The 24982-nt window shown below is 70.4% G+C and carries 24 protein-coding genes; 15 read left to right on the forward strand and 9 right to left on the reverse strand.

The genetic code is table 11. The annotated features are described in order from the left end of the window. Positions 1-116: 116 nt before the first annotated feature. From ACIBHX_RS32240 to ACIBHX_RS32250, 3 genes are all read right to left on the reverse strand, one after another. A complete protein-coding gene (locus tag ACIBHX_RS32240; protein WP_397071122.1) occupies positions 117-824 on the reverse strand; it encodes a M24 family metallopeptidase in 708 nt (235 codons plus the stop codon). Positions 825-912: 88 nt separating this feature from the next. Then, positions 913-1275, reverse strand: a complete 363-nt coding sequence (locus ACIBHX_RS32245) for a gamma-glutamylcyclotransferase family protein (RefSeq protein WP_397071124.1) — start codon at positions 1273-1275, stop codon at positions 913-915. 228 nt (positions 1276-1503) lie between these two features. Then, positions 1504-2451, reverse strand: a complete 948-nt coding sequence (locus ACIBHX_RS32250; protein ID WP_397071125.1) for a helix-turn-helix transcriptional regulator — start codon at positions 2449-2451, stop codon at positions 1504-1506. Between the two features lie 81 nt (positions 2452-2532). Here ACIBHX_RS32250 and ACIBHX_RS32255 point away from each other — a divergent pair, with 81 nt between their 5' ends. Then, positions 2533-3240: an alpha/beta fold hydrolase gene (locus ACIBHX_RS32255; RefSeq protein WP_397071126.1), complete on the forward strand. Its 708-nt coding sequence runs from the start codon at positions 2533-2535 to the stop codon at positions 3238-3240. Between the two features lie 104 nt (positions 3241-3344). Here the strand turns inward: ACIBHX_RS32255 and ACIBHX_RS32260 are convergent, their stop codons facing one another. Then, on the reverse strand, positions 3345-3923 hold the full coding sequence (locus ACIBHX_RS32260) for a TetR/AcrR family transcriptional regulator (protein WP_397071127.1): 579 nt from the start codon (positions 3921-3923) through the stop codon (positions 3345-3347). Positions 3924-3981: 58 nt separating this feature from the next. Here ACIBHX_RS32260 and ACIBHX_RS32265 point away from each other — a divergent pair, with 58 nt between their 5' ends. From ACIBHX_RS32265 to ACIBHX_RS32290, 6 genes are all read left to right on the forward strand, one after another. Further along, positions 3982-4671, forward strand: a complete 690-nt coding sequence (locus ACIBHX_RS32265; protein WP_397071128.1) for an FAD-dependent monooxygenase — start codon at positions 3982-3984, stop codon at positions 4669-4671. Positions 4672-4860: 189 nt separating this feature from the next. Beyond that, the gene (locus ACIBHX_RS32270; protein ID WP_397071129.1) at positions 4861-5355 is read left to right on the forward strand and encodes a SigE family RNA polymerase sigma factor; all 495 of its coding nucleotides are present in this window, start codon (positions 4861-4863) and stop codon (positions 5353-5355) included. Then, on the forward strand, positions 5352-6482 hold the full coding sequence (locus ACIBHX_RS32275; RefSeq protein ID WP_397071130.1) for a hypothetical protein: 1131 nt from the start codon (positions 5352-5354) through the stop codon (positions 6480-6482). Before ACIBHX_RS32270 ends, ACIBHX_RS32275 begins: the two co-directional genes overlap by 4 nt. 265 nt (positions 6483-6747) lie before the next feature. Further along, positions 6748-8358, forward strand: coding sequence for a Coagulation factor 5/8 type domain-containing protein (locus tag ACIBHX_RS32280; protein ID WP_397071131.1), 1611 nt, complete (start codon positions 6748-6750; stop codon positions 8356-8358). A gap of 225 nt (positions 8359-8583) precedes the next feature. Next, positions 8584-8982, forward strand: a complete 399-nt coding sequence (locus ACIBHX_RS32285) for a RidA family protein (protein WP_397071132.1) — start codon at positions 8584-8586, stop codon at positions 8980-8982. Positions 8983-9030: 48 nt separating this feature from the next. Further along, positions 9031-9984 carry a tyrosine-type recombinase/integrase gene (locus ACIBHX_RS32290; RefSeq protein ID WP_397071133.1) on the forward strand — a complete coding sequence of 318 codons (954 nt, stop codon included), beginning with the start codon at positions 9031-9033 and terminating at the stop codon, positions 9982-9984. A 221-nt stretch (positions 9985-10205) separates the two neighbouring features. Here the strand turns inward: ACIBHX_RS32290 and ACIBHX_RS32295 are convergent, their stop codons facing one another. From ACIBHX_RS32295 to ACIBHX_RS32305, 3 genes are read right to left on the reverse strand one after another with little or no spacing between them, the layout of a single operon-like run. Then, positions 10206-11018 (reverse strand): carbohydrate ABC transporter permease, encoded by an 813-nt coding sequence (locus ACIBHX_RS32295; RefSeq protein ID WP_397071134.1) that lies wholly within the window; start codon positions 11016-11018, stop codon positions 10206-10208. After that, the gene (locus ACIBHX_RS32300) at positions 11008-11883 is read right to left on the reverse strand and encodes a carbohydrate ABC transporter permease (protein WP_397071135.1); all 876 of its coding nucleotides are present in this window, start codon (positions 11881-11883) and stop codon (positions 11008-11010) included. Before ACIBHX_RS32300 ends, ACIBHX_RS32295 begins: the two co-directional genes overlap by 11 nt. Continuing rightward, entirely contained in the window at positions 11883-13181 is a 1299-nt protein-coding gene (locus ACIBHX_RS32305; protein ID WP_397071136.1) for an ABC transporter substrate-binding protein, read from the reverse strand. Before ACIBHX_RS32305 ends, ACIBHX_RS32300 begins: the two co-directional genes overlap by 1 nt. 269 nt (positions 13182-13450) lie before the next feature. Here ACIBHX_RS32305 and ACIBHX_RS32310 point away from each other — a divergent pair, with 269 nt between their 5' ends. The 3 genes from ACIBHX_RS32310 to ACIBHX_RS32320 all read left to right on the forward strand — a co-directional run bounded on the left by ACIBHX_RS32310 (position 13451) and on the right by ACIBHX_RS32320 (position 16607). Next, positions 13451-14047, forward strand: a complete 597-nt coding sequence (locus ACIBHX_RS32310; RefSeq protein ID WP_397071137.1) for an NUDIX hydrolase — start codon at positions 13451-13453, stop codon at positions 14045-14047. A gap of 252 nt (positions 14048-14299) precedes the next feature. Then, complete coding sequence (locus ACIBHX_RS32315; RefSeq protein ID WP_397071138.1) at positions 14300-14959, forward strand: lysophospholipid acyltransferase family protein; 660 nt, start codon at positions 14300-14302, stop codon at positions 14957-14959. Between the two features lie 73 nt (positions 14960-15032). After that, positions 15033-16607, forward strand: a complete 1575-nt coding sequence (locus tag ACIBHX_RS32320) for a penicillin-binding transpeptidase domain-containing protein (protein ID WP_397071139.1) — start codon at positions 15033-15035, stop codon at positions 16605-16607. An 81-nt stretch (positions 16608-16688) separates the two neighbouring features. Here the strand turns inward: ACIBHX_RS32320 and ACIBHX_RS32325 are convergent, their stop codons facing one another. Then, positions 16689-16967, reverse strand: coding sequence for a DUF3040 domain-containing protein (locus ACIBHX_RS32325; protein WP_397071140.1), 279 nt, complete (start codon positions 16965-16967; stop codon positions 16689-16691). 133 nt (positions 16968-17100) lie between these two features. Here ACIBHX_RS32325 and ACIBHX_RS32330 point away from each other — a divergent pair, with 133 nt between their 5' ends. The 3 genes from ACIBHX_RS32330 to ACIBHX_RS32340 all read left to right on the forward strand — a co-directional run bounded on the left by ACIBHX_RS32330 (position 17101) and on the right by ACIBHX_RS32340 (position 21004). Next, positions 17101-18147, forward strand: coding sequence for an Rv2578c family radical SAM protein (locus ACIBHX_RS32330; RefSeq protein ID WP_397071141.1), 1047 nt, complete (start codon positions 17101-17103; stop codon positions 18145-18147). A gap of 68 nt (positions 18148-18215) precedes the next feature. Further along, positions 18216-19031 carry a patatin-like phospholipase family protein gene (locus tag ACIBHX_RS32335; protein ID WP_397071142.1) on the forward strand — a complete coding sequence of 272 codons (816 nt, stop codon included), beginning with the start codon at positions 18216-18218 and terminating at the stop codon, positions 19029-19031. Between the two features lie 167 nt (positions 19032-19198). Next, a complete protein-coding gene (locus ACIBHX_RS32340) occupies positions 19199-21004 on the forward strand; it encodes a GTP-binding protein (protein ID WP_397071143.1) in 1806 nt (601 codons plus the stop codon). Here the strand turns inward: ACIBHX_RS32340 and ACIBHX_RS32345 are convergent. Then, positions 21001-21438 carry a nuclear transport factor 2 family protein gene (locus tag ACIBHX_RS32345; protein ID WP_397071144.1) on the reverse strand — a complete coding sequence of 146 codons (438 nt, stop codon included), beginning with the start codon at positions 21436-21438 and terminating at the stop codon, positions 21001-21003. The two genes, ACIBHX_RS32340 and ACIBHX_RS32345, sit on opposite strands and share 4 nt — an antisense overlap. Positions 21439-21568: 130 nt before the next feature. Between ACIBHX_RS32345 and ACIBHX_RS32350 the strand changes: the two genes are divergently transcribed. Beyond that, entirely contained in the window at positions 21569-21724 is a 156-nt protein-coding gene (locus ACIBHX_RS32350; protein ID WP_397071145.1) for a hypothetical protein, read from the forward strand. A 95-nt stretch (positions 21725-21819) separates the two neighbouring features. Beyond that, on the forward strand, positions 21820-24924 hold the full coding sequence (locus ACIBHX_RS32355; protein ID WP_397071146.1) for a PDZ domain-containing protein: 3105 nt from the start codon (positions 21820-21822) through the stop codon (positions 24922-24924). The last annotated feature ends 58 nt before the right edge of the window (positions 24925-24982 follow it).

A 24982-nucleotide genomic window follows, 5' to 3' on the forward strand; every position in this document is an offset into this window, starting at 1 on the left:
GACCGAAACCCTAAACCCGCGCTCTGAGGTGCAGGTCAACACACCAGTCGGCCCCATAGGTCACACGGGTCAGCGTTCCGAAACGGGCCACTGGCGCGAAGAACGCCGGGCAGTGGTCACGCCAGATCGAGCAGTTGCTCGTAGAAGCCGCCGAAGCCGCGAGCCCGGTCCACGAAGTGCAGCTCCAGAATCCAGTGACAGGTCCTCCCCGCACGGTCGGTGCGCCGCAGCGGGGTGTCGTTCTCCAAAGTGATGTAGGACTCCGCCTTCGCGCCGTCGTTCACCTCGTGCGGAAACTCCCCCACGAGATGCCCGGTGTGCCAGATGCCGATCTCCCAGCCGGCTTCGCGCCCCAGCCGTGCCACCTCGGCGTACAGTTGCCGGCCGGTGATATCCGGATCGGCCGCGAACGCCGCACGTCCGGCGTCGAAGACGCGCGGCAGGTCGTGCAGCAGCCGGTGCTTGTCCGGGTCGTCGCCGAAGACGTACGTGCGGCCGAAGTCGGCTTCGTACTCCTCGAAGATCGGGCCGAAGTCGGCAAAGGCGACGTCGTCCTCGCCGATGATGCGGTCGGGTGGGTTGTCCCGGTACGGGCGCAGAGTGTTGGGCCCGGAGCGGATGATCCGCTTGTGCCAGTGCTTGGTCGTGCCGAACATGTCGTTGGCCAGGTCTCGGATGCGATCGCTCGCCTCCCGCTCCCCGACTCCAGGTGCGACCAGTCCGCGTGCCTCCACCTCGCCGAACAAGGCGATGGCCTTTTCCTGCGCCGCCACCAGGCCCGCGACCCGCCGAGCCTCCTCCGGTCCTGAATGATCAGACGTCATTTCGTGTCCCCTGCGTTCTTCGAATCGTGGTGCCCCCTACCGACGCCAGGTGACCCACCGGGCGCGTCCATGGTGCTGATGTACCGGGTCATGTTGTCAACCCATCGTGATCAGCCGCGTACACCCAGCCGTGCAGACCCGACGCCAGCGGTACGAGAGCACGCTGGTAGTCGTCGACCTCGTAGTCGTCGGCTGCGGCGAGTTCGTCCTCACTCAGGCGGAGCGCAGTGCCCTCCACGACATCGGCGGCGTTTCCCGTGGCCTGCAAGATCGGATGATGCGTGGCACCGCTGATCGCGATGACCTGCGGATCGGTGATCTCCACCGTGGACAGCCGGTAGCCGGGCAACCGGTCCGGAGTGCCGCTCACCTCGCGGCCGAACACCGACAGCTGCACCTCGCGCTGGCGCAGCGTGCCGTAGGAGAACAGAACGACAGAGTGATCAAACATGGCGGAAACCCTAAACCCGCGCCCTGAGGTACAGGTCAACCCACATCACACCGTCGAACCGCTCACCACGGCGGGATCAACCCAACCGATCTGATCCGAACTCGGCCCTAGTAGCCGCCACCGCGGCGCTCGTTGAAGACATAGCGAGCTGGCCAAAATCCCCGGATTCAGGCGGATCATCACCATCATCTGCGCGGTGGGCTCCCGGCGGCCGGTCGCGGGGAGTGTTCATTCCGACGTCTGTTCCAGCAGGCACTCGGCCAGGCGCCGGACGGCTGTGCGCAGTTCCTGCGGCGACGAGATCGTGAACCGGAAGCCGAGCCCGGCGAGCATGGCGGCCATGCCGTCCAGGGACTCGGCACGCGTCCGCAGGAGGACTCCGTCCGGTGTTTCGGTGAGCGTGGCCACCGACGGCGGGATGCGGCGGGACGCCTCGGCGAGGGGAACGTGCAGAATGACCTCGACAACGTGCGCATACGGTACCTGGGCCAGCGACGCGGTGACCTGCCGCACCGGGTCGGACTCCTCGGGGATCTCATAGGAAGCCGTCCCTGGGACGACGGAGGAGATCCGGTCGACGCGGAAGGTGCGGATCTCGCCGGACCGGTGGTCGTGGCCGGTCACGTACCAGCGGCCGGAGTGGAAGACCAGGCCGTGGCCGTCCAGTTCGCGTTCGGTCTGGGCGCCTTTCCAGGAGCTGTAGCGCAGTAAGACCCGGCGGCGGTCGCGGATCGCGGCGGCCAGGGTCAGCACGGCCCGGCTTGCGGGCGTTGGCGCCGCACGTTCGGCGAGGGTGAAGTCCAAGGTCTCCTCCAGTGCGCCGACCTGTTCTCGCAGCGTGGTTGGCAGCACCCGCCGGATCTTGGCCAGGGCGGCTTCGGTGGCCTCGGCGGCAAGGCCCAGGCGGCGTCCGGCGAGCAGGCCGAGAACCACGGCGGTGGCCTCGTCGTCGGTGAGCATCAGCGGTGGCAGCTTGTAGCCGGGCATCAGCTGGTAGCCGCCGTAGCGGCCGCGCTCGGCGGCGACCGGGATGCCCAGTTCGGCGAGTCGGGCGGCGTAGCGCCGGACGGTCCGCTCGTCCACACCGAGCCGCTGCGCCAGGTCGCGGCCGCCCAGCCCGTGGTGCGCCTGGAGCAGTTCGAGCATCGCCAGCATTCGGGTCGCCGGATATGACATAGGTCACCCACTTTATCCGGGCGGATTCTGTCCGCTATCGGCTTTAGCGTAGCGACATCGGCTCACTGGAAGGACGATGAGATGGCGAACTACGTGCTGGTACCCGGCTTCTGGCTCGGCGCCTGGGCTTGGGACCAGGTGGCGCAGCAGCTGCGCGCCGCCGGGCACCAGGTGCGGGCGGTCACCCTGACGGGGCTGGCGGAGAGGGCTGGGGAGCTGTCGCCGGAGGTCGGCGTGGAGACCCATGTCGTCGACATCCTCGCGGCGATGGACGGATTGGAGGAGGTTGTCCTGGTCGGGCACAGCGGGGCGAGTGTCCCGGTGACCGCGGTCGCCGACCGGCATCCCGAGCGGCTCAGCCGGGTCGTCTACGTCGACACCGCGCCGCTGCCGTCCGGTGTGGCGGTGATCGACTTCAATGACGGGGACACTCAGAAGGCCTGGCGCGCTCAGGTCGGGGACGGTTATGCGCTCGACGTGCCCTCCTTCGAGCAGGGGGAGGGGCAGTTCGCAGGACTGACCGAGGAGCATTGGGCGCAGATCCGCGCGAAGGCGACGCCGCAGCCGTGGGGCGCGGTCACCCAGTCGGTTCAGCGGCCGCAGCAGATCCCGGCGACGCCGAAGACCATGGTCGCCTCGACGATGCCGGTGGCGGTGATCCGCGAGCTGATCGCTTCGGGGAACCCGGCGTTCGCCCCGCTCGGCACACCCGAATGGACCTTTGTCGAGCTGCCGACCGGCCACTGGCCGATGTTCTCGCGACCGGCGGATCTCGCCGCGTTGCTCTGATTCATGCTCATGATCAGGCTCCAGCTCGTGACTGTTCGCTACCTGGGGTGCTTTCTGGCTGATCTGCTGGAGCTCTCCCGCCTCGGCGCGACGGGGCCGGAGGGTCACGGCCGCTGCTCGGCGTGTCCCGTGCAGCCGTGCACGATGACCTGAACCACGTCCCGTACGACGTCCCTGGTGACGCTCCCCGGCGGCGCGCTGACCAGGGTGAACAGCGCGCCCCCGTAGAGCGTGATCATGGCGGGGATCCGCTCGCGCGGGATGGTCAGACCGAGCTGGTCGTGGTGGCCGGCCGTGACCTTTATCGACGTGTCCTGCAGGCCCGCCAGCGCGGCTGCGAGCGCCGGTCGGCGGGCGCCCTCCAGTTGCAGTTCGAAGATCGCCAGATAGCGGCGGCGCAGGGTGGTCGCCGCGGTGAGCAGCGATTCCGTCAGCATGTCGGCCAGCGTCGCGGGCCGCTCGACGGCCCGGTCGGTGTCGGCGTGGTGCAGCTCGAGGATGCGCTCGGCGGCGGCCACCAGGAGCGCTTCGCGGCTGCGGAAGTAGTTGGAGGCCGTACCCGGCGGCAGGTCCGCCGCCTTCTCCACCGCGCGGTGGGTCAGCCCGTGCGCGCCTGACGACGCCAGCAGGTCGATGGCGGCGTCGGCGAGGGCTTGGCGGCGGGCCGGATTCGTGGGCGGCATGCGACCATGCTACCAATATCCGTACTAGTACGATCGTAGTGAATGAGCGGGAGGCCTCATGAGGATCGCGGTGGTCGGAGCCGGGCTCGGAGGGGTGGCGGCCGCGGTGGGGTTGCACCGCCAGGGCCACGAGGTGACGCTCTTCGAACGGGGCGCCGAGCTCCGGGAGAAGGGCACGGGGATCGTGGTCATGCCCAACGGGCTTCGGGCGCTGGACGAACTGTTCCCCCTCGGCGAGGACCAGTTGTACTGGTTCACCGACTCCCTCCTGCACGGCCCGCCGTCCGGCGCGGAGGAGGCGCGCCGGGAGATGCCGTCCCTGATGGCCGACTGGCATCCCCTCGTCACGGCACTGATCGGGGCCACGCCGCCCGAGGACATCTACGTCGACCCGATCGCCCGCCTGGCCGAGCCCCTGCCCTCGTTCGCGGTCGACAGGATCGCGCTGCTCGGCGACGCCGCGCACGCCATGTCACCCGACCTCGGCCAGGGCTCCAGCCAGGCCTTCGAGGACGCTGCCGTACTGACCCGCCACCTGAGCGGCGCCGAGCCGGCGGACGCCGTCGAGCGGCTCCTGCGCTACGACGCCGAGCGCAGGCCCCGCGCCAACCGCATGATGCTGGGGGCGGCCAGGCAGTCGCGGCTGACGTCCCGGACCGGGATCTCCGCGTGGCTGCGCGACCTGTCGCTGCGCGCCGTGCCGTCCCGGCTTGCCACTCGGCAGATGGCCACCCTCTGGCACGTCTGAGGGTGTTCGCGAAGGACGCGACCGGTGAGACCCTCCAGACCCCCCAGACAACCACTGCTCTGTCCGATAAGTGCGAGCCGCTGACCTGGCCGAACGCCGTCGCGTGTCCTTCATGACAGCTCCGTTACCGACGCCCGATGCAACAGTTCTGGGTGGTTCGGGTTCAAGGAGGTGAACGAAGGAGGCGCGGTGGAGGCAGATCCGCAGTTCGCGGAGTTCGTGGCGGAACGCGGCGACGCGTTGCTCCGCTACGGCTACGTGCTGGCGGGCAACCCGCACGACGCCGCCGACCTGGCGCAGGAGGCGCTGGTCAGGTTGCGCGGCTCGTGGACCAAGGTCAGGCGCAAGGACAACCCGGAGGGCTACGTGCGCACCACGATGGCCCGGCTGCACATGAACGCGTGGCGGCGGCTGCGGCGCGAGCACCTGTCGGCCGACCTGCCGGAGCGCGAGCACCACGACCTGCTGCCCGACGGTCACGAGCAGGCGGTGTGGCAGGCGCTGGCCGGGCTGCCGCGCAAGCAGCGGGCCGTGCTCGTGCTGCGCTACTACGAGCAGCTGACCGACGCGGAGATCGCCAAGCTGTTCGGCGTCTCCACCGGCACCGTGCGCAGCCAGGCCTCGCGCGCGCTGGCCAAGCTGCGCGCCACGATCCCCGAGAGCGCCCTAGGGAGGGTTCTGTGAACGAGCTGGAAGAGACGCTGCGCGCCGCCCTGGGCCATGCCGCGGAGCTGGCGCCGCGGCCGGAGAGCAGCCTTGGCGCCGAGGTCGAGACCCGCTTCCGCAGGCGCCGCCACCGCCGCCACGCCTTGGCGGCGGCGGCCGCCGTGGTGGTTCTTGCGGCCGGGGTGACATACGCGGCCCGCGACGCCCGCCCTCTGACCGTACGGCCCGCCACGCCGGCCGGCATCCAGCCCGCCGGCAAGGTATGGCCCCAGGCGATCCGCCGGATTCCGCAGACCACGCCGGATGGCAAGCAGGTCTTCCAGACGGTCGGCACCGACGGCGAGGACCTGATCCTCACCACGCTGCGCGAGGCCGGGAAGGCGGGCGGCTATATCGGCGGCGCCGACGCGATCTACGCCTACGACGGCTCGACCACGCGCCTGATCAGCCGCGTCCCGGGACGCGAGGTCGGCCAGCGCGTGGCGGTCGGCGACGGGCACGTGGCCTGGATCACCATGTCGGGCCGCGACACGATCACCGTCTGGGCCGCCCCGCTGTCGGGCGGCACGGCCGCGGCCGTCACCACGGCGAAGCTCGGGGAGCTGGACGATCTGGCCATCGTGGGCGAGCGGATCGTGCTGTCACGGTGGAAGGGGGGCGTGTACTCGGTCCCGCTCTCCGGCGGAGATCCCACCCTGATCGCCACGGGCATGCACCTGCTGTCGTGGCCCTGGGTGGGGACGCGGACCAACACCAAGGGCAAGCCCTTCGAGTACTTCACCCGCATCCGCAACGTGGAGACGGGCGACACGGACAACGCACTGGTCCGCCAGGGCGAGAAGGATCTCGACTGCGGCCTGACGCTCTGCACCGGCAAGGACTCTCGCGGCAACAGTTTCTACCGCAAACGCGACGGCTCCCAGCAGCGGCCCCATCCCGCGTGGGACTCAACGATCATGTGGGGGCGCTTCGCGGTGGCCGAGGTCCCGGGCTCACACAACCGCGCCGCGCTCATGGATCTCGCGTCGGGCAGGATGGGCGAGATCACGTTCCGCATCACCGACGCTCCGCCGCACCGCGCACGGCTCATGACCTCCGCCTGGAAGGGCCAGGCCTACGTCATTGACCTGTCGAAGATCCCGTAGCCGTCGGGGTGTCGGAGACGGGGCATGACGAGCATTCGAGCGAGAAGTCCGGCTAGTGAGGCTCGAACCGCGCCCTGCCCGTGACTTTTCGTTCGGATGCGCTTGGGCGGGGTCGTCATGCCGACCGTCGTCGCAATCGACGAAGCCGTCCAGCAACGGGCTCGAAAAGGTGGTGCCCGATCGCACTGAATTCGGGTCAGATTCACATCTTGACCGGCGAGTAACAAAGGCGGAACATGAATCAGCCGATTCGTGAGGTGCGCTCATGTTACGCAACGTCACCAGGATCATCGGGGTGGCCTTACTGGCCACCCTGCCTCTGGCGGGGACCACCGCCACCGCCCAGACCGCCCCAGAATCCGAGGTCGGGGCAGTCGGGCAGCCACCGGGATCCGCGAACCCGGTCCGCGGCTTCGTCGACGCCCACAGCCATCTCATGGCAAACGAGGCATTCGGCGGCAGCCTGATCTGCGGCAAGCCGTTCGACCCCGACGGCATCGAGCATGCCCTGGTCGACTGCCCCGACCACCAGCCCGACGGATCGCTCGCCTGGTTCGAGAACTTCACCCGCCACGGCACCCCTGTGGGCAAGCACGACCCGGTCGGCTGGCCGACGTTCAAGGACTGGCCGGCCCACGACTCCCTCACGCACCAGCAGGGCTACTACAAGTGGCTCGAACGGGCCTGGCGCGGCGGGCTCCGGATCTTCGTCAACGACCTGGTCGCCAACCGGCAGCTCTGCGAGATCTACCCGCTCAAGCACAACACCTGCGACGAGATGGCCACGCTCAAGCTGGAGGCGCAGCGCACCTTCGAGCTGCAGGACTACATCGACGCCCAGAGCGGCGGTCCGGGCCAGGGCTGGTTCCGGGTGGTGAAGTCGACCGCCGAGGCCAGGCAGGTGATCGCGACCGGCAAGCTGGCCGTGGTTCTGGGCATAGAGACCTCCGAGCCGTTCGGCTGCCGCCAGACCTGGGGCATCCCGCACTGCACCAAGGCGCAGATCGACCGCGGCCTGGACGAGATGTACCAGATCGGCGTCCGCAGCATGTTCGTCTGCCACAAGTACGACAACGCCCTGTGCGGCGTCAGGTTCGACTCAGGGACCACCGGCGCGATCGTCAACATCGGCAACTTCCTGGCGAGCGGCTCCTTCTGGAACGCCAAGACGTGCACGGGACCCGAGCACGACAACACGATCGACCCGGCCGGAGTGCTGCCGCCCGAGGTGGCCAAGTGGCTGCCGTTCGGCGTCGGCCTGCCGGTCTATCCCCCGGCGCCGCACTGCAACACCAGAGGCCTGACCTCGCTGGGCGCCTACATGGTCCAGGGGCTGATGAAACGCGGCATGATCGTCGAGCTCGACCACATGAGCGTCAAGGCCGCCGCCCAGACGCTCGACCTGCTGGAGAGCGCCAAGTATCCGGGCGTCATCTCCTCACACAGCTGGGCGGACCCCAGCTACTTCCGCCGCATCTACCGGCTCGGCGGCATGGTGACCGCGTACGGCTCGCCCGCCGACTCCTTCACCGCCGGCTGGCGCGCGACGAAGCCGCTGCGTGACGAGTTCGGTCACCCCGGCTACGGCTACGGCCTCGACACCAACGGCATGGGCCCGCTCCCGGGGCCCCGCCAGGGCAGCGCGGTCACCTATCCGTTCACCTCGCTCGACGGCGCGGTCACGCTCGACCGTCTGCGCACCGGTGACCGGGTCTGGGACGTCAACACCGACGGCGTGGCCCACTACGGCCTGGTCCCCGACTGGATCGAGGACATGCGCAAGTACGCCGGTGACGAGTTCGCCCAGGACATGCTGGCCGGAGCCGAGGCGTATCTGAAGACGTGGGGAGGAGCCGAGGACCGCAGGCAGACCTGACGCCCTGAGCCCCTGGCAGGCCACTCCTATCGTGCGCCTGCCGGGGGCACGCCTACACCTACCAGGCCCGCGAACCGCTCCGTGCAGGTCAGCGCTATATCCGTTGGAAATTGCCACCGGACCCCGTCGCCCAGCTCGGACGGCGACGGCCATTCCGCGAACGGGCCTGGACCACATGCTGAAAATCGAATGCCGAGCAAGGCCCGTATCGGACACACTCTCGGCATGAGCATTACCAAGATCAACCCGGACGGGCTCCATCCCACCCCGGGCTACAGCCATGTGACGGTGGTGGAGGCCGGGCGGCTGGCGTTCCTGGCGGGGCAGTGCCCGCTGGATGCCGACGGCGAGCTGGTCGGCCCGGGAGATCTGCCGGCCCAGGTGGACCAGGTCATCGCCAACGCGCAGACCGCGCTGGCTGCCGCGGGCGCGGGACCCGAGCACGTGGTGCGCTCGGTCATCTACGTGGTCGGCGACGACCTGGGCGCCGTGTGGCGGCGGCTGCTCGACTCCCCGCTCGCGCCCGCCTTCACCTCCGCCAGCACGCTGCTGGGCGTGGCCAGGCTCGGCTTCACCGGCCAACTCGTCGAGCTCGACCTGACCGCGGCCCTCGATGCGTCCTGAACTGTCGCCGTAGGAGACCAGGAGAGCCGAGACGAATAAGATCGTTCCGTGAGCCTGCCCGCCGTGCAAACACCCGCGCCCGCGGTGGAGCCGGCGCGTGATCCTTATCACGTCTACCTGGACTCCCTGACCAGCCCGGAGTCGCGCCGCACGATGCGGGGCTGCCTGGACCGGCTGGCCAAGCTCCTGACCGGCGACCAGGACGCGACGGGCGCGGGACAGCCGTGGCATCTGCTGCGCTACGAGCACACCGTCCGTATCCGCACCTTGCTGACCGGCCAGGGCTGGTCGCCCGCCTACGTCAACAAGCACCTGGTGGCGCTGCGGCGGGTGCTGAAGGAGGCCTGGCGGCTGGGTCAGACCAGCACCGAGGACTACGCGCGCGCCTCCGACCTGGCCCCGGTGCGCCAGACGCGGCTGCCGACCGGCCACCACGTGGCCAGGGAGGTGGTCGGTGCCGCCCTGTCCACCTGCGACGACTCTGTCGCGGGGATCCGTGACGCGGCGCTGATCGCCACGCTGTACTCCACCGGGTGCCGCCGTGCCGAGCTGGCGGGGCTGACGCTGGCCGACTACGACCCGGGCGCCCGTTCGCTGCGGGTGCGCGGCAAGCGCGACAAGGAACGCCTGGTCTACCTCACCACCGACGCGATCGGGCTGCTCGAGCGCTGGCTGGCGGTGCGCGGCGGCGAGGTGGGCCCGCTGTTCAGCCCGATCAGCAAGGCGGGCAGGATCCGTCCGCGGCCGCTCAGCGGGCAGGGCATCGCCGACATCCTGTCGCGCCGCTTCGGCGAGGCGGGCGCCAGCCGGCGCACGGCGCACGACTTCCGCCGCACCTTCATCGGTGAGCTGCTGGACGCGGGGGTCGACCTGGCGACGGCGCAGGCGCTGGTCGGCCACTCCTCGCCCGCCACCACGGCCCGCTACGACCGCCGCCCCGAGCGCACCCGCCGCGAGGCCGTCGACCGCCTCACCCTGCCTGCCGCTCGTCCCCTGGCCTGATCTTCTTCCTGTACGGCGGGCCGCCGCCACCGGCCGCCCGCCGCACTCCGGCTGATGGCCCGCTACCGGCGCTTCCGGCGAGTCGGTGACACTTGCCCGCCGCCACGGCGATGCGTCACCCGGGCACCACGGTCCCGCCTGGCCCGCCGTACAGGGTGCCGGGCTTCGCCGCACGCCTTCCCGCCGACCCGGCGCCTGGGTTGCTCGCCGTACAGGGTGGGTCAGTCGAGGGAGCCGAGGGTGATGCCCTCGATGACGTGGCGTTGGGCCGCCAGGGCCACCAGCAGGACGGGCACGATGGTGATGAGGGAGGCGGCCATGATCAGGTTGTACTGGGTGGTGAACTGGCTCTGGAAGACCGACAGGCCCTGGGACAGGACCGACATGTCGGTGGTGTTGACGACGATGAGCGGGAACAGGAAGTTGTTCCAGTTCTGCAGGAACAGGATGATGGCCAGGGCGGCGACGACCGGGCGGGCCAGCGGGGCGTAGACGCGGAAGAAGACGCGCGCCTCGGAGGCGCCGTCCATGCGGGCCGCCTCCCCCAGCTCGCGCGGCGTGCCGAGGAAGAACTGGCGGAACAGGAACGCGCCGAGCGCCGAGGCGATGTTGGGCACGATGAGCCCCTGGTAGGTGTTGAGCCAGCCGAGGTCGCCGAGCAGCTGCGACATGGGCACGATGATGGCGCTGAAGGGCACCATGAGCCCGCTGAGCGCCACCAGGAACAGCACCCGTTTGGCGGGGAATTCCAGCAGGGCGAAGGCGTAGCCGGCCAGCAGCCCGCTGGCGAGCTGCCCGGCGGTGGCGGCCACGCCGAAGATCGCGGTGTTGAGGAACCAGCGGCCGAAGGGGGCCTGCGACAGGGCGCGGCCGATGTTGGACCAGTCGGGGTGCTCGGGCCACAGCGGCGCGGCCGGGTTGATGATCTCGGCGTCGGTCTTCAATGCGCTGAGCAGCATCCACACCAGCGGGAAGGCGACGATGAGGACGGCCAGCGCGAGCAGGACGTAGACGAGCAGACGGCTAGCGCGCACGGTCCACCCGCCCGATGAGCCAGATCTGGCCGAGGGTGATCAGCAGCGACAGCAGGAACAGCACCACGCCCATGGCGTTGGCGCGTCCGGTGTCGAACTGGACGAATCCCTCGTTGTAGACGTAGTACAGGGCGGTCTGGGTGGCGCCGTCGGGCCCGCCCTGGGTCAGGACGTAGATCTGGGTGAAGGTCTGCAGCCCGGTGAGGGTGGTGACGACCCAGATCAGCAGCGTCTGGCGGCGCATCATGGGCCACTGGATGCTGGTGAAGCGGCGCCAGGCGCCGGCGCCGTCGACGCTGGCGGCGTCGATCACGTCGCCGGGCAGCGATTTGAGGGCGGCCAGGTAGAGGATGACGTTCTGCCCGAAGAACTGCCACGAGCCGAACGTGAGCACGGCCAGCAGCGCAAGGCCGGGCGAGGACAGGAAGTCGGCCTGCGGCAGGTGGGCCAGGTTCAGCAGCCGGTTGATCAGCCCGAACTGGGGCGCGAACATGTTGCCCCAGATGAGCGCGGTGGCCACCACGGGCACCACGAGCGGGATGACGAACGGGGCCCGCAGCCGGGCCACGCCGGGCGCCCTGGAGTTGAGCAGGAGCGCGAGCACGAGTCCCGCGCCCATGGTGAGCACGACGAACCCGGTGGTGTAGACGCCGGTGATGCCGAGGGCGTGGCCGCCGTCCTCGGCGAGCATCTGGCGGTAGTTGTCCAGGCCGACGTACTGCGGCGAGGTGTCGAACACCCCGCCGCCGTACAGGCTGCGCCAGATGAGCATGGCCAGCGGGATCAGGGAGAAGGCCACCGTGAGCAGCACGGTGGGCGCGACGAAGGCGTAGGCCAGCGCCCAGGTGCGGTAGCGCCTGCGCATCAGCCCAGCTTCTTCAGCGCCGCATCGCCGTCCTGCGCTGCCTTGGCCAGTGCGTCGGCGGGGGTCTTCTGCCCCTTGAGCGCGGCGTTGATCTGGGTCCACAGGCCCTGGGAGATCGCGTCGTAGGCGGGGGTGATGGGGCGTACCTTGCCGGTCTTCTCGGCCTCGGCGAACACCGGGTAGGTGGGGTTCTTGGCGATGTGGTCCTTGAGCACCTGCTGGTCGAGCTGGGCGGGGTCGGAGGGCAGGCCGCCGTTCTTGGCAGCCAGGGCGGCGCCCTGGGCGGGGGTGGAGAGGAACTTCAGGAACTCCAGGCCCGCCTTCTCTGCCTGCTCGTCGGTCTTGAGCAGCGCGGCCACGCCGATGCCCATGCTGGTGGAGGTGCCGGCGGCACCGGCGGGCATGGGGGCGACGCCGAAGTCGATGCCGGCCTTTTCGAACGTGGGCACCGCCCACTGCCCGTTGACGATCATGGCGACGGCGCCGCTGGCGAAGGCGGGCGCGCCGTCGAAGCTGCCGGCCTGGGCGTAGCTGGTGCTGGGGGCGTACTTGTTCTTGATCAGGTCGGCCCAGGTGGTGAGCGCCTTGACGCCGGCGGGGCTGTTGAAGGCGGTGGCGCTGCCGTCGGCGGTCAGGAACGAGCCGCCCTCGGCGTAGAGCATGGGGGCCCAGGCGAAGGAGATCCACTCGGATTCGCCGAGCGGGACGTAGAAGCCGTACTTGTTCTTGGCCGGGTCCGACAGCTTCTTGGCGTCCTCGGCCAGCTCGGTCCAGGTCTTGGGCGGGTTCTGCAGGCCCGCGTCGGCGAAGGCCTTCTTGTTGTAGAACAGCACGATGTCGCCGACGCCGGCCAGGGCGATGCCCAGCTGGTGGCCCTTGTAGAACAGGGAGTCCTTGATGCCCGGGTACAGGGCGTCGGTCTCGGCGGTGAGCTTGCCGTCCAGCGGGATGAGCTTGCCGCTCTGCGCGATCACGGGCAGGTCGGAGGGGTTCTGGGTGAGCAGGACGGTGGGCTGGGTGCCGTTCTTCACGGCGGCGATGACCTTGGGCAGGTACTGGTCGGAGCTGGCGATGTACTGGCCCTTGGCGTGCATGCCGGGGTGGGCCTTGTCGAAGGCGGCGTCGATCTCGGCGATCTGGTCGGGCTGCCAGCCGCTGGTCCAGTAGGTGAACGTGCCGCCGGCGGCGCTCGGGGAGCCGTTCGAGCCGTTGGAGCCGCTCGATCCGCCGCACGCGGCGGCCGCCAGGAGGAGGCCGAGCGCGGCGGCGCCTCCTGCGACCCTGTTCCTGATCATCATCCGGTCTTGTCTCCTCGCGGCGAAGCGGGCTCGGGTGCGAGCCATGATAACCGAGTCAATCAGTAGGTAATACGGGGATTGGTGGGAGGCCTGCCGTACACCAGGTAAGTGATCTTTCCCGATCAGTCAACCGCTGACAAGAGGCCGTCGCCTGCCGACTGGGGGCGTGAAAAGCTGAACGCGATCCGGGTCCCAGGTCCTTGATCGTTGATACCGTGGCCGAGGCTGCCCGGCCGGGGTCCGCCTTCCCCTCATGAGATCCTGGCCGGGTGCTTCCCCCGATCCCCCGCCTGCACGAGCTCATCACCGCCAACCTGGCCGCCTTCGCCGTGCGGCGGGCGCCGGACGGCGACGGGCTGCGCCGGGCCGCGGTCACCGTGTGCGTGCTGGAGGATCCGGACGGCCTGCCGTACACGATCCTCATCAAGCGCGCCCCGCGCGGCCGCAACGCGGGCCAGTGGGCGCTGCCGGGCGGGCGGCTGGACGACGGCGAGGAGCCGGTGCAGGCGGCGCTGCGGGAGCTGGCCGAGGAGACCGCGGTGCGCGGCGTGCGGGTGGCGGGGCTGCTGGACGACTTCGTGACCGACTCCGGGTTCGTCATCACCCCCGTGGTGGCCTTCGGCGGGACGCAGCAGCCGGTGGCCGACCCCCGCGAGGTGGCCTCGGTGCACGCGGTCGCGCTGGACAGCTTCCTGGCGCCGGGCGTACCGCGCTGGCGCGGCGGGCTGCTGCAGATGCCGCTGGGCCCCGGCATCGTGGTGCACGCGCCGACGGGCGCGATTTTGTGGCAGTTCGCCGAAGTGGCCCTGCGAGGCCGTGACCTGCGCGTTTTCGATGTCGCGCAGCCCCGGTGGACCAGAACGTGACGCAATCTTGGGCCGGGATGGAATACGTGCCGGTGGATGTCCGTTAGAGTCGAGTGGCCGATGTGGTTTGTGTCCCCCGGGCCGCAAATTACCGCCTTCACGGAATACCGTTCGGCTGGAGCCGTGTTGTGCCTCTCGCCGAGGAGGCGACCGCCACATCGGCCTTAAAGGCTTCTCAGGCGCCCCGCCAGACGGCGGGGCGCCTGCTCTATGGTGGGGTGCGCCCGTCCGAGGAACGTCCAGGAGAGCCTGTTGCTATACCAAGTGGTCAAGTCCGTCGCCACGCCGCTGGCCCACGCGATGTGCCGCCCGCACATCTCAGGCGCGGCGCACGTCCCCAGGCGGGGCGGGGCGATCCTGGCGGCCAACCACCTGTCGGTGATCGACTCCTTCCTGCTTCCGGCACTGCTGCCGCGCCACGTCACCTTCACCGCCAAGAACGAGTACTTCTCCGGCAACCCGATCTCCCAGTTCTTCATGCGCCTGGGTGGCAGCCTGCCCATCGACCGCGACAGCGCCCACGCCGCCCAGGCCATGCTGGAGGCCGCCGCCGACCTGCTGGAGCGCGGCGAGCTGTTCGGCATCCACCCCGAGGGCACCCGCTCGCCCGACGGCCGCCTGTACCGCGGCAAGATCGGCGTGGCCTGGCTGGCGCTCAAGACCGGCGCCCCGGTGCTGCCGATCGCGCTCAGCGGCACCGAGAAGGTCCTGCCGTTGGGGGCGAAGGTTCCGCGGCCCGCCCGGGTGGGCATCACCATCGGCAAGCCGATGACCTTCGACGGCGACCACACCAGCGCCCGTGACCGGCGCCGCGTCACCGACGAGATCATGGCCGCCATCCAGGAGCTGTCCGGTCAGGAGTACGTGTCCGCCTACGCCGCGAGCGTCAAAGCGTCGGGCGGTATGCCCTGATCTGTCGCTAAGCTCGGGGATCCGTCGACGTTCAGGGGGCTGACCAGTGGCGCGTGGCCGTACCATCGCGATCGTGTCCGGCGCCGCCGTGCTGGTGGTGGGGGCCGCCGCCGGCGGCGCCTACTACGTGCTGCACACCCGCGGCACGCCCGCCGAGACCGCCGCCCGCTTCGCCGCAGCCTGGCAGTCCGGCAACGACGCCGCCATGACCGCAGAGCTGACCCGCCCCCAGCCGCTTGCCGCCTACGGCCAGATGCGCACCGCGCTGGCCGTGCAGTCGGTGAAGGTGAACCTCGGCAAGCCGGCCCAGGGCGACGGTACGGCCAGCGTCCCCTACACCGCCACGCTCACGCTGAAGAACCTCGGCCAGTGGAGCTACCAGGGCAGCATCGACCTGAAGGTGGCCGACCGCGCCTGGAAGGTCGACTGGAGCCCGAAAACGCTGTATCCCGGCATGGCCGCAGGCCAGAGCTTCACGCTGAAGACCCGCTGGCCCTCGCGCGCCACCATCACCGACGCCGGCGGCGCCCGCATCGACGACGGCACCGCGGGCGGCTCGGTGCAGCAGCTGGTCGGCTTCCTGGACAAGGCCACCAAGAAGGACGTGACCAAGCTCGGCCCCTCCTACCAGGTGGGCCAGGCCGTCGGCCGCGGCGGGCTGCAGGAGACCTTCCAGCAGCGCCTGGCCGGCACCCCCACCACCGACATCCAGCTGGCCGGAAAGACGCTGCACACCATCGAGGGCCACGACGGCCAGGACGTGCGCACCAGCCTCGACCCGCGCGCCCAGGCCGCCGCCGTGGCCGCGGTCAAGGACATGAAGAAGCCCACCTCGATGGTGGCCATCAAACCCGGCACCGGCGAGATCCTGGCCGTGGTCAACAACCAGGGCGGCTTCAACCGCGCCCTGGACGGCCGCTACCCGCCCGGCTCCACCTTCAAGACCGTCACCGCGCTCGGCCTGCTCAACGCCGGCCTGTCCCCCACCGACAAGGTCACCTGCCCCAAGTACGCCACCGTCGGCGGGCTGAAAGTCCGCAACTCCGAAAAGGAAGAGTTCGGGTCGCTGACCTTCCTGGACGCCTACGCCTACTCCTGCAACACCACCTTCGCCCCGCTGGCCGAGCAGAAGCTGGGCGCGGCCAAGCTGCTGGCCGCCGCCGAGCAGGTGGGCTTCAACCAGCCGCTCAACATCGGCGTGCCGGCCGCCAAGCCCAGCTGCCCCAAGGCCACCTCCGACTCCGAACTGGCCGCCGAGGCCTTCGGGCAGGGCCGCATCACCGCCAGCCCGCTGACCATGGCCTCGGTGGCGGGCGCGATCGCCTCCGGCACCTGGCGCCCGCCCACGCTGGTGCCCGAACTGAAGCAGAAGGCCCAGCCGCGCGAGCTGTCCGCCGACGCCGTCGGCAAGCTGCACGCGATGATGTCGGCGGTGGTCACCAAGGGCACCGCCAAGTCGGCCGGGCTGCCGGCCGGCACGCGCGGCAAGACGGGCACCGCCGAGTTCGGCACCGGCGACAAGCTCGACACGCACGCGTGGTTCATGGGGTTCAAGGGGGACGTGGCCTTCGCGGTGGTGGTCGAGGCCGGAGGTACCGGGGGTAAGGTGGCGGCTCCGGTGGCAGCCGCGTTCCTTCGGGGGTTGTAGGAGGGTTCGCCACCGTTGCCGCGACACGCCGCACATGCCGTACTTGACCCTTTATTTCGGACAGTTTGGGTACGGCGGGCTTTACAGGGAAGCTGCCAGGGCCAGGGCCGCGGCCTCGTGGCGCAACACCATGATCAGGAGCGTGGCGACCAGCGTGGCGATCAACAGCCAGCTGATCAGGATGATGACCGTCGAACGGCGCGGCCGGCGCCGCATGCTTGGCTCGCCCTGGGCCTTCGCCTCGCTGCGACGGGCACGGTCGTTGAACGACTCGAGCCGCGCGACCAGGCGAGGGTCTTCATCGACGAGGTGCTGCTCGATTTGCGCGAGCATCCGCTCCTCGTCCTGCGACCAGGCCATAAGTGCACCTCCGGAACGCAAGCTCTGTGCGGACTTTCTGCCCAACCCTGAAGATCATTAGCCCCCAGCTGGGCAGGTAATTGCAAGCTCTTTCCTGTTGCGATCATCCTCGAAAACTTGTTCTAATCAAGGCATGCGCTGGGACAACCTGCGGCTGACCGATGCGGACGAGGCCGAACCCCTCGCGCCGCTGTTCGCCCGCGGCGCCGTCACCCGCACCTTCGACACGCCGGAGTTCCGCGGCACGACCTTCTACGAGATCCAGGCCCGCTCCATCATCAACCGCGTCCCGGCCGCCAGCCGAGTCTCCTTCACCCACACCATCAACCCCTACCGAGGCTGCGGGCACCGCTGCACTTACTGTTTTGCCCGGAAAACGCACGAATATCTGGATTTGAATGCCGGGGCGGACTTCGACTCGAAGATCGTGGTGAAGGTGAACGCGGCCGAGCTGGCGCGGCGGGAGCTGGCTTCGCCTCGCTGGCGGGGACAGCACATCGCGATGGGGACCAACGTCGACTGCTATCAGCGGGCCGAGGGGCGTTACCGGTTGATGCGCGGGATCCTCGAGGCGTTGCGGGATGCGGCCAATCCCTTTTCGATCCTGACGAAGGGGACGCTGGTCCTGCGGGATCTGGATCTGCTGACCGAGGCCGCGCAGGTCACCGAGGTGGGGGCGAACTTCTCCGTGGGGTTCGTGGACGCCGACGTGTGGCGCTCGGTCGAGCCCGGCACACCGCACCCGCTGCGGCGGCTGGAGGCGTGCGCGACGCTCAACGACCACGGGATCGGCTGCGGCGTGCTGATGGCGCCGATCCTGCCGTACCTGACCGACTCACCCGACCAGTTGGAGCGCACCGTCAAGGAGATCGCCGCGGCCGGCGCCACCCACCTCGCGCCCATCGTGCTGCACCTGCGGCCCGGCGCGCGCGAGTGGTATCTGGGCTGGCTGTCTCGCGAGCACCCGCGTCTGGTGCCGCGCTATCTCGAGCTGTACGGCAGGGGCGCCTACGCACCCCAGGCCTACCAGCAGCGCATCACCGCCCAGATCAAGGAACTGGCCACCCGCCACGGCATCGGCCGCCCCACCCCCTCCCGCACCCGCCGCCTACCCCCACGCCCCACCCCTCCCACCCCCGCCGAACCCGAGCAACTCCCCCTCGACCTCGGCCTCGATTGAGCCGCAAGTGCGTGAAGCGGGATGCCGACTTGAGCTCAACCGTGGTTGAGGTAGCAGACTTGCGTTTCATGAATGCACTGGTTCTTGGGCCTGGTGGTGTCGTCGGGACGGCTTGGCTGGCGGGTCTCGCGGTTGGGCTGCGCCGGCATGGGGTCGATCTGGCCGCCGCCGATCTGATCGTCGGCACCTCCGCGGGCGCCATCGTGGGCGCGCTACTGGCCACCGGGGGCGATCTCGACCGCCTGGCTCTCTCCCGTCGCCCGGACGCTGCGGCCGACCCCGGCAGCGGGCGGGTCGGCGCGGGGGCCGCTGACCCGGCGGCCATGGGGCGGGTGTTCGCGCTGCTCGGCGAGGAGGGGGTGGAGCCCGCCGAACGGCTGCGGCGGGTGGGGCGGCTGGCGGTCGAGGCCGCTCCCGCGCCCGAGGAGATCCATCTGGCCACGATGTCCGCCCTGGTACCCGCCGCCGACTGGCCGGCCCACCTGGTCATCAGCGCCGTGGACATCGACTCCGGCCAGCCGCAGGCCTGGGACTCCACCAGCGGCATCCCCCTGCAGGCGGCCGTCGCGGCCAGCACCGCCATGCCCGCCGCCTTCCCACCCATCACCATCGCCGGTCGCCGCTACATGGACGGCGCCCTGGGCGGCGGCAGCAACGCCCACCTGGCCACCGGCGCCGACCCACTGCTGCTCATCGAACCGCTGGCCCACCTGTTCCGCCAGGAGCCGCCCGCGGGCGCCATCACCGTGGCACCCGACGAGCAGACGATCGCCGTCTTCGGCGCCGATCTGCACGACCGCGCCGCCTGGCAACCGTCCTACCAGGCAGGCCTGCGCCAGGCCGCGCCGGCCGCGACCGTCATCGCCGCCGCCTGGCCCCGGTAAGCGGAAGACGGAAATTCGGTCGACCGGTGCCAGGGCGGGATGACAGGATGAGCGGGTTCATGTGGTCGATCTTGTGAAGGAGCTCGCGATGCGGCGGGGCCTCGACGTCTCCCAGCGCCCCATTGGCACGCGAGTTCCCGAAGGCCCGACCACGCATGCAAGCTTGTTTGAACATTGGCATCCTCGCGCACGTAGACGCGGGTAAGACCAGCCTGACCGAGCGGCTGCTGTTCCAGACCGGCGCGATCGACCGGCTGGGCAGCGTCGACGGCGGCGACACCCAGACCGACACCGGCGACATCGAGCGGCGGCGCGGCATCACCATCCGTACGGCCGTGGCGGCGTTCACGGTCGGCGACCTGCACGTCAACCTGATCGACACGCCCGGGCACTCCGACTTCATCGCCGAGGTGGAGCGGGCGCTGGGCGTGCTGGACGGCGCGATCCTGGTCGTGTCGGCCGTGGAGGGCGTCCAGCCGCAGACGCGGGTGCTGATGAAGACGCTGCGCCGCCTGGCCCTGCCCACGTTGATCTTCGTCAACAAGCTGGACCGGGCAGGCGCCCGGCCGCTGCAGGTGCTCGGGCAGATCCGGCGGCACCTGTCGCCGGCCGCCGTCACGATCGACGATCCGGACGCGCCGGAGATCCTGGCCGAGCACGACGACGCCATCCTCAAACGCCTGGTCGAAGGCGATACCCCGACCCCGGAGGAGATCGAGGAGGCGATCGCCCGGCAGTGCGCCGAGGGCGTGCTGCACCCGGTGTTCCTCGGCTCGGCGATGACCGGTCAGGGCGTCACCGAACTCCTGGACGGGCTGCGCCTGCTGCCGACCACAACCACGGCAGGCACGGGCACAGGCACGGGCACCAGCGGCACGGTGTTCGCCATCGAGCGCGGCCCCACCGGCGAGAAGGTGGCCTACGTGCGCCTGCGCGCGGGCACGCTGCACGTCCGCCGCCGCACCACCTGGTACCGCAGGCGCCCCGGCGGCGGCGTGGAGCAGTACGAGGCCAGGCCCACCGCGCTGCGCGTCATCGGAGGGCGCGACGAGCCGTGCGCGGGCGACATCGCCAAGGTGTGGGGCGTGCCGCAGGTGCGGGTGGGCGACCGGGTCGGCAGCCCGCCCGAGCCGGGCGAGCACGTCCACCACTTCGCGCCGCCCAGCCTGGAGACGGTCGTACGGCCGCGCCGTACCGGACAGCGGGGGCAGGTGCACGCGGCGCTGGCGGCGCTGGCCGAGCAGGACCCGCTGATCAGCATCAGGACGCTGGCCGGCGGCCAGACGTCGGTGCTGCTGTACGGGGAGGTGCAGAAGGAGGTCATCGCCGAGACGCTGGCCCGCGACTTCGGCGTCGAGGCCGAGTTCGAGCCCAGCAGCCCCGTCTACCTGGAGCGCCCGGCCGGGGTCGGGGAGACGGCCGAGGAGATCACCCGGCACGGCCGCAACGACTTCTGGGCCACGGTGGGGCTGCGCGTGGAACCGGGTCCGCGCGGGTCGGGCCTGACCTACCGGCTGGGGGTGGAGCTGGGCTCGCTGCCGGCGGCCTTCCAGCGGGCGATCGAGGACACGGTGGCGGTGACGCTGCGGCGCGGCCCGCAGGGCTGGCCGGTGACCGACGTGATCGTGACGCTGACCCGCTCCGGCTACGCCTCGCCGATCTCGACCGCGAGCGACTTCCGCGGCCGCACGGCCGAGGTGCTCATGGACGCGCTGCAACGGGCGGGCACCCGGGTGTACGAGCCGTGCCACCGTTTCGAGCTGGAGATCCCGGCGCAGGCCTTCAGCCCGGTGACCGCGCGGCTGGCCGGGCTGGGCGCCGAACTGTCGGACACCCTGCAGCACGGCGACACGTGGCTGATCAGGGGTGAGCTGCCGGCCCGGCGGGTGCACGACTTCGAGCGGCAACTGCCCGGCCTGTCGCACGGCGAAGGGGTGTGGCTGTCGGCGCCGTCAGGGGATCGACCGCTCTAGCGGCTGAACACGCCGAGGCTGCCCTGGCTCCACATGCCGCTCAGCCGCCTGGCGGCGATCTTCCAGCCGCCGGGCGTGCGGCGCAGCACGTCGCTGTAGCGGCCGGCGGCCAGGTAGGTGTCGCCGCCGGGAGCGCCGCGCCGTACGTGCTGGGCCTGGAAGTAGCAGGTGTGCTCGGCCTGGTCGCCGTCCAGGCGGATGTGGTGGTTGCCGAGCAGGTGCTGGGTGGCCTCCAGCCCGCGCAGCCCGGCGCCGAGGGCGGCGGCGATCTGCTCGGGGCCGCGCACCTGCTCGATCATCCCCGGGTAGGCCCAGGTGGCGTCCGGGGTGAACTGCTCGGCCAGCAGTTTCCAGTCGCGGGTGTCGAGCGCGGTGGCGTAGGCGACGACGACGTCCATGATCGCGGCGCGGTCGGTGAGCTCGGCCAGATCCATGCGGTCACGCTCCAGGGGGTACGGCGGGCGTCCCGACCACCATCGACGTGTCAGGTTTGCGAGGCAAGTGGGTATTAAGCGCTTTGGTGCGCCAAACAGCGCATCTCATCTCATTCGGGGGGAAACAACGATGGCTGAGACGAACAAGAAACCAGTCGCCAAGTCCGGCAAGGCCAAGAAGGCCGCCATCAAGACGACCCGGCAGGCCAAAGCCGCAAAGCGCATGGCCTCCACCCAGGCCTCCGCTCAGCCCTCCACCCGGCCCATGATGCCGCCGGAGGAGTGAGCCGCCGGACGGCGCGGGTGTGAGTCCCGGCCGTCCTGGACATTGATCCGACAACCGGGGGCACCGGCCCCCGGTTGTCTCCTCACGGAGGACGCATGTCCGCCTACCTGCGCTTCCCCGCGATCTTCCAGGACGTGGTGGTGTTCGCGGCCGAAGACGACCTGTGGATGGTGGCCGCCACCGGAGGCCGCGCCTTCCGCCTGACCGCCGGCCAGGCCGAGGCCCGCTACCCGCGCATCTCCCCGCGCGGCGACCAGCTCGCCTTCGTCGGCCGCGAAGAAGGCCCGGAAGAGGTGTACGTGATGCCGGCCGAGGGCGGCGCCGCCCGCCGGGTGACCTTCCACGGCGCCCGCTGCACCGTCACCGGCTGGGACCCCGAAGAGCGCATCCTGTACGCCAGCGACGAGACCCAGCCCTTCGACGGCCGCGCCTGGCTGCACCGCCTCGCGCCCGGCGGGGTGCCGGAACGCCTGCCGTACGGGCCCGCGACCTCCATCGCGCACGGCCCGGGCGGCATGATCGTGCTGGGCCGCAACACCGCCGACCCCGCCCGCTGGAAGCGCTACCGCGGCGGCACCACCGGCGACCTGTGGATCGACCCCGACGGCGACGGCGAGTTCCGCAGACTGATCCGCCTGCCCGGCAACCTGGCCTCGCCATGCTGGAGCGGCGAACGGGTGTGCTTCCTGTCCGACCACGAAGGCGTCGGCAACGTCTACTCCTGCACCCCCGACGGCGGCGACCTGCGCAAGCACACCCACCACCGCGACTACTACGCCCGCAACCTGACCGGCGACGGCCGCCGCCTGGTCTACCACGCCGGCGCCGACCTGTACCTGCTCGACCCGCTGCTCGACCCCGTCCAGGAACCGCGCAGGCTGGAGGTACGGCTGGCCTCCTCCCGCACCCAGCGCAACCGCCGCTTCGTCGAGGCCGCCGACTACCTCGACGGCGCCACCCTCAGCCCCGACGGCAGCGCCCTGGCCGTCGCCGCCCGCGGCAAGGCCTACACCATGGCCTGCTGGGAAGGACCCGTCCGCCAGCACGGCGAGGCCGACGGCGTCCGCTACCGGCTGGTGACCTGGCTCAACGACGGCCGCCGGCTGATCGCCGCGGCCAGCGACGACGGCGACGAGGAATCCCTGCTCGTACTCGGCGGCCCCGCCCTGGCGCGACTGGGCAGGATCATCGAGCTGGCCTGCGACCCGGCCCATGACCGCGTCGCGGTCACCAACCACCGCCACGAGTTGCACCTGCTCGACCTGGCAGGCGGGCCCGCCGTCCTGGTGGAGGCCAACCCGCACGGCGCGCCGGAGGACCTGGCCTGGTCACCCGACGGGCAGTGGCTGGCCTGGGCGAGCCCGCTGACCCCGCAGACCACCGCGATCAACCTCTACCACCCCGAATCCGGCCGGACCGCCCAGGCCAGCGAACCGGTGCTCAAGGACCACCGGCCCGCCTTCGACCCGCGCGGCGACTACCTGTACTTCATCGGCCAGCGCGTCTTCTCCCCCGTCTACGACCAGCTCCAGTTCGACCTCGGATTCCCCCTGGGCACCCGCCCGTACGCGGTCGCCCTGCGCGCCGACGCCGCCGACCCGTTCGTGCCGCGGCCGCGGCCGCTGGAGGTCAAGGATGCCTCCGAAGACGACGACGAGCCGCCGCCGATGCGCGTCGACCTCGACGGGCTGGCCCGCCGCGTCACCGCCTTCTCCCTGCCCGAGGGCCGCTACGAGCGGGTGGCCGGGCTGAAGGGCAAGGCGCTGCTGCTGACGACCGCCCTGGACGGCGAGGGCACCCTGCACCTGTACGACTTCGCCAGGGACAAGCAGGACACCTTCGCCGAGGACGTCGACGACTTCCAGCTCGGCCGCGACCACAAGAGCCTGCTCTACCGCAGCGGCGACCGGCTGCGCGTGGTCAAGGCCGGCGAGATCCCCGACGATGACGACGAGCCGGGCCGCGACAGCGGCTGGATCGACCTGTCACGCGTCAAGGTGTCGGTCCGCCCCGAGGCCGAATGGCGGCAGATGTTCCGCGAGGCCTGGCGGCTGCAGCGCGAGCACTTCTGGAGCCAGGACATGGCCGGCGTCGACTGGCAGGCCGTCTACCACCGCTACCTGCCGCTGGTCGAGCGCGTGTCCACCCGCGGGGAGTTCTCCGACCTGCTGTGGGAGCTGCACGGCGAGCTGGGCACCAGCCACGCCTACGAATCCGGCGGCGAATACCGGCCCGGACCCGACTACCGGCAGGGCAAGCTCGGCGTCGACTGGGACTACCGCGACGGCGTCTACCACATCGGCGCCATCGTCACCGGCGACCCCTGGGATCCGGCCGCCACCTCACCGCTGAACCGTCTGGGTGTGGACGTGCGGCGGGGCGACGCCGTACTGGCGATCAACGGCACGCCCATCGGCGCGGCCGGCACCCCCAACGAGCGCCTGGTCAACCAGGCGGGCCAGGAGGTCGAGCTGACGCTGCGCCGCGACGGGCGCGAGTTCACCGTCACCGTCAAGGCGCTGGCCGACGAGCAGCCCGCCCGCTACCGCGACTGGGTCAACCGCAACCGCCACCACTGCCACCGCAAAACCGGAAATAAGGTCGGATATCTGCATATACCGGATATGGGGCCGGAGGGTTTCGGGGAATTCCACCGCGGCTTCCTGGCCGAATACGACCACCCCGCCCTCATCGTCGACGTCCGCTACAACCGCGGCGGCCACGTCTCCTCCCTCCTGCTGGAAAAACTCGCCCGCCACCGCCTCGGCTACGACTACCCCCGCTGGGGACAACCCCAGCCCTACCCACCCCAATCACCCCGCGGGCCACTGGTCGCCATCGCCAACGAATACGCCGGATCCGACGGCGACATCTTCAGCCACACCTTCAAACTGCTGCGCCTGGGACCCCTGGTCGGCAAACGCACCTGGGGCGGCGTCATCGGCATCTGGCCCCGCCACCGCCTGGCCGACGGCACCCTCACCACCCAGCCGGAATTCTCCTTCGCCTTCGACGACGTCGGCTGGCAGGTGGAGAACTACGGCACCGATCCGGACATCGAGGTCGACATCACCCCCCAAGACTGGGCCGCCGGCATCGACCGCCAACTGGAAACCGCCCTCAATGTCGCCCTCGACCTGCTGAAACAACACCCCCCGCACACCCCCGACCCAAACCGGCGACCACGCATGCAACCTTGAGACGACTTGTGACGTCTAAAACTGATAGATGGGGATAGCACCGCGGGGACTGACCGGT

The sequence above is a fragment of the Nonomuraea sp. NPDC050536 genome (genome assembly GCF_044457685.1).
In the GTDB taxonomy this organism is placed as follows: domain Bacteria; phylum Actinomycetota; class Actinomycetes; order Streptosporangiales; family Streptosporangiaceae; genus Nonomuraea.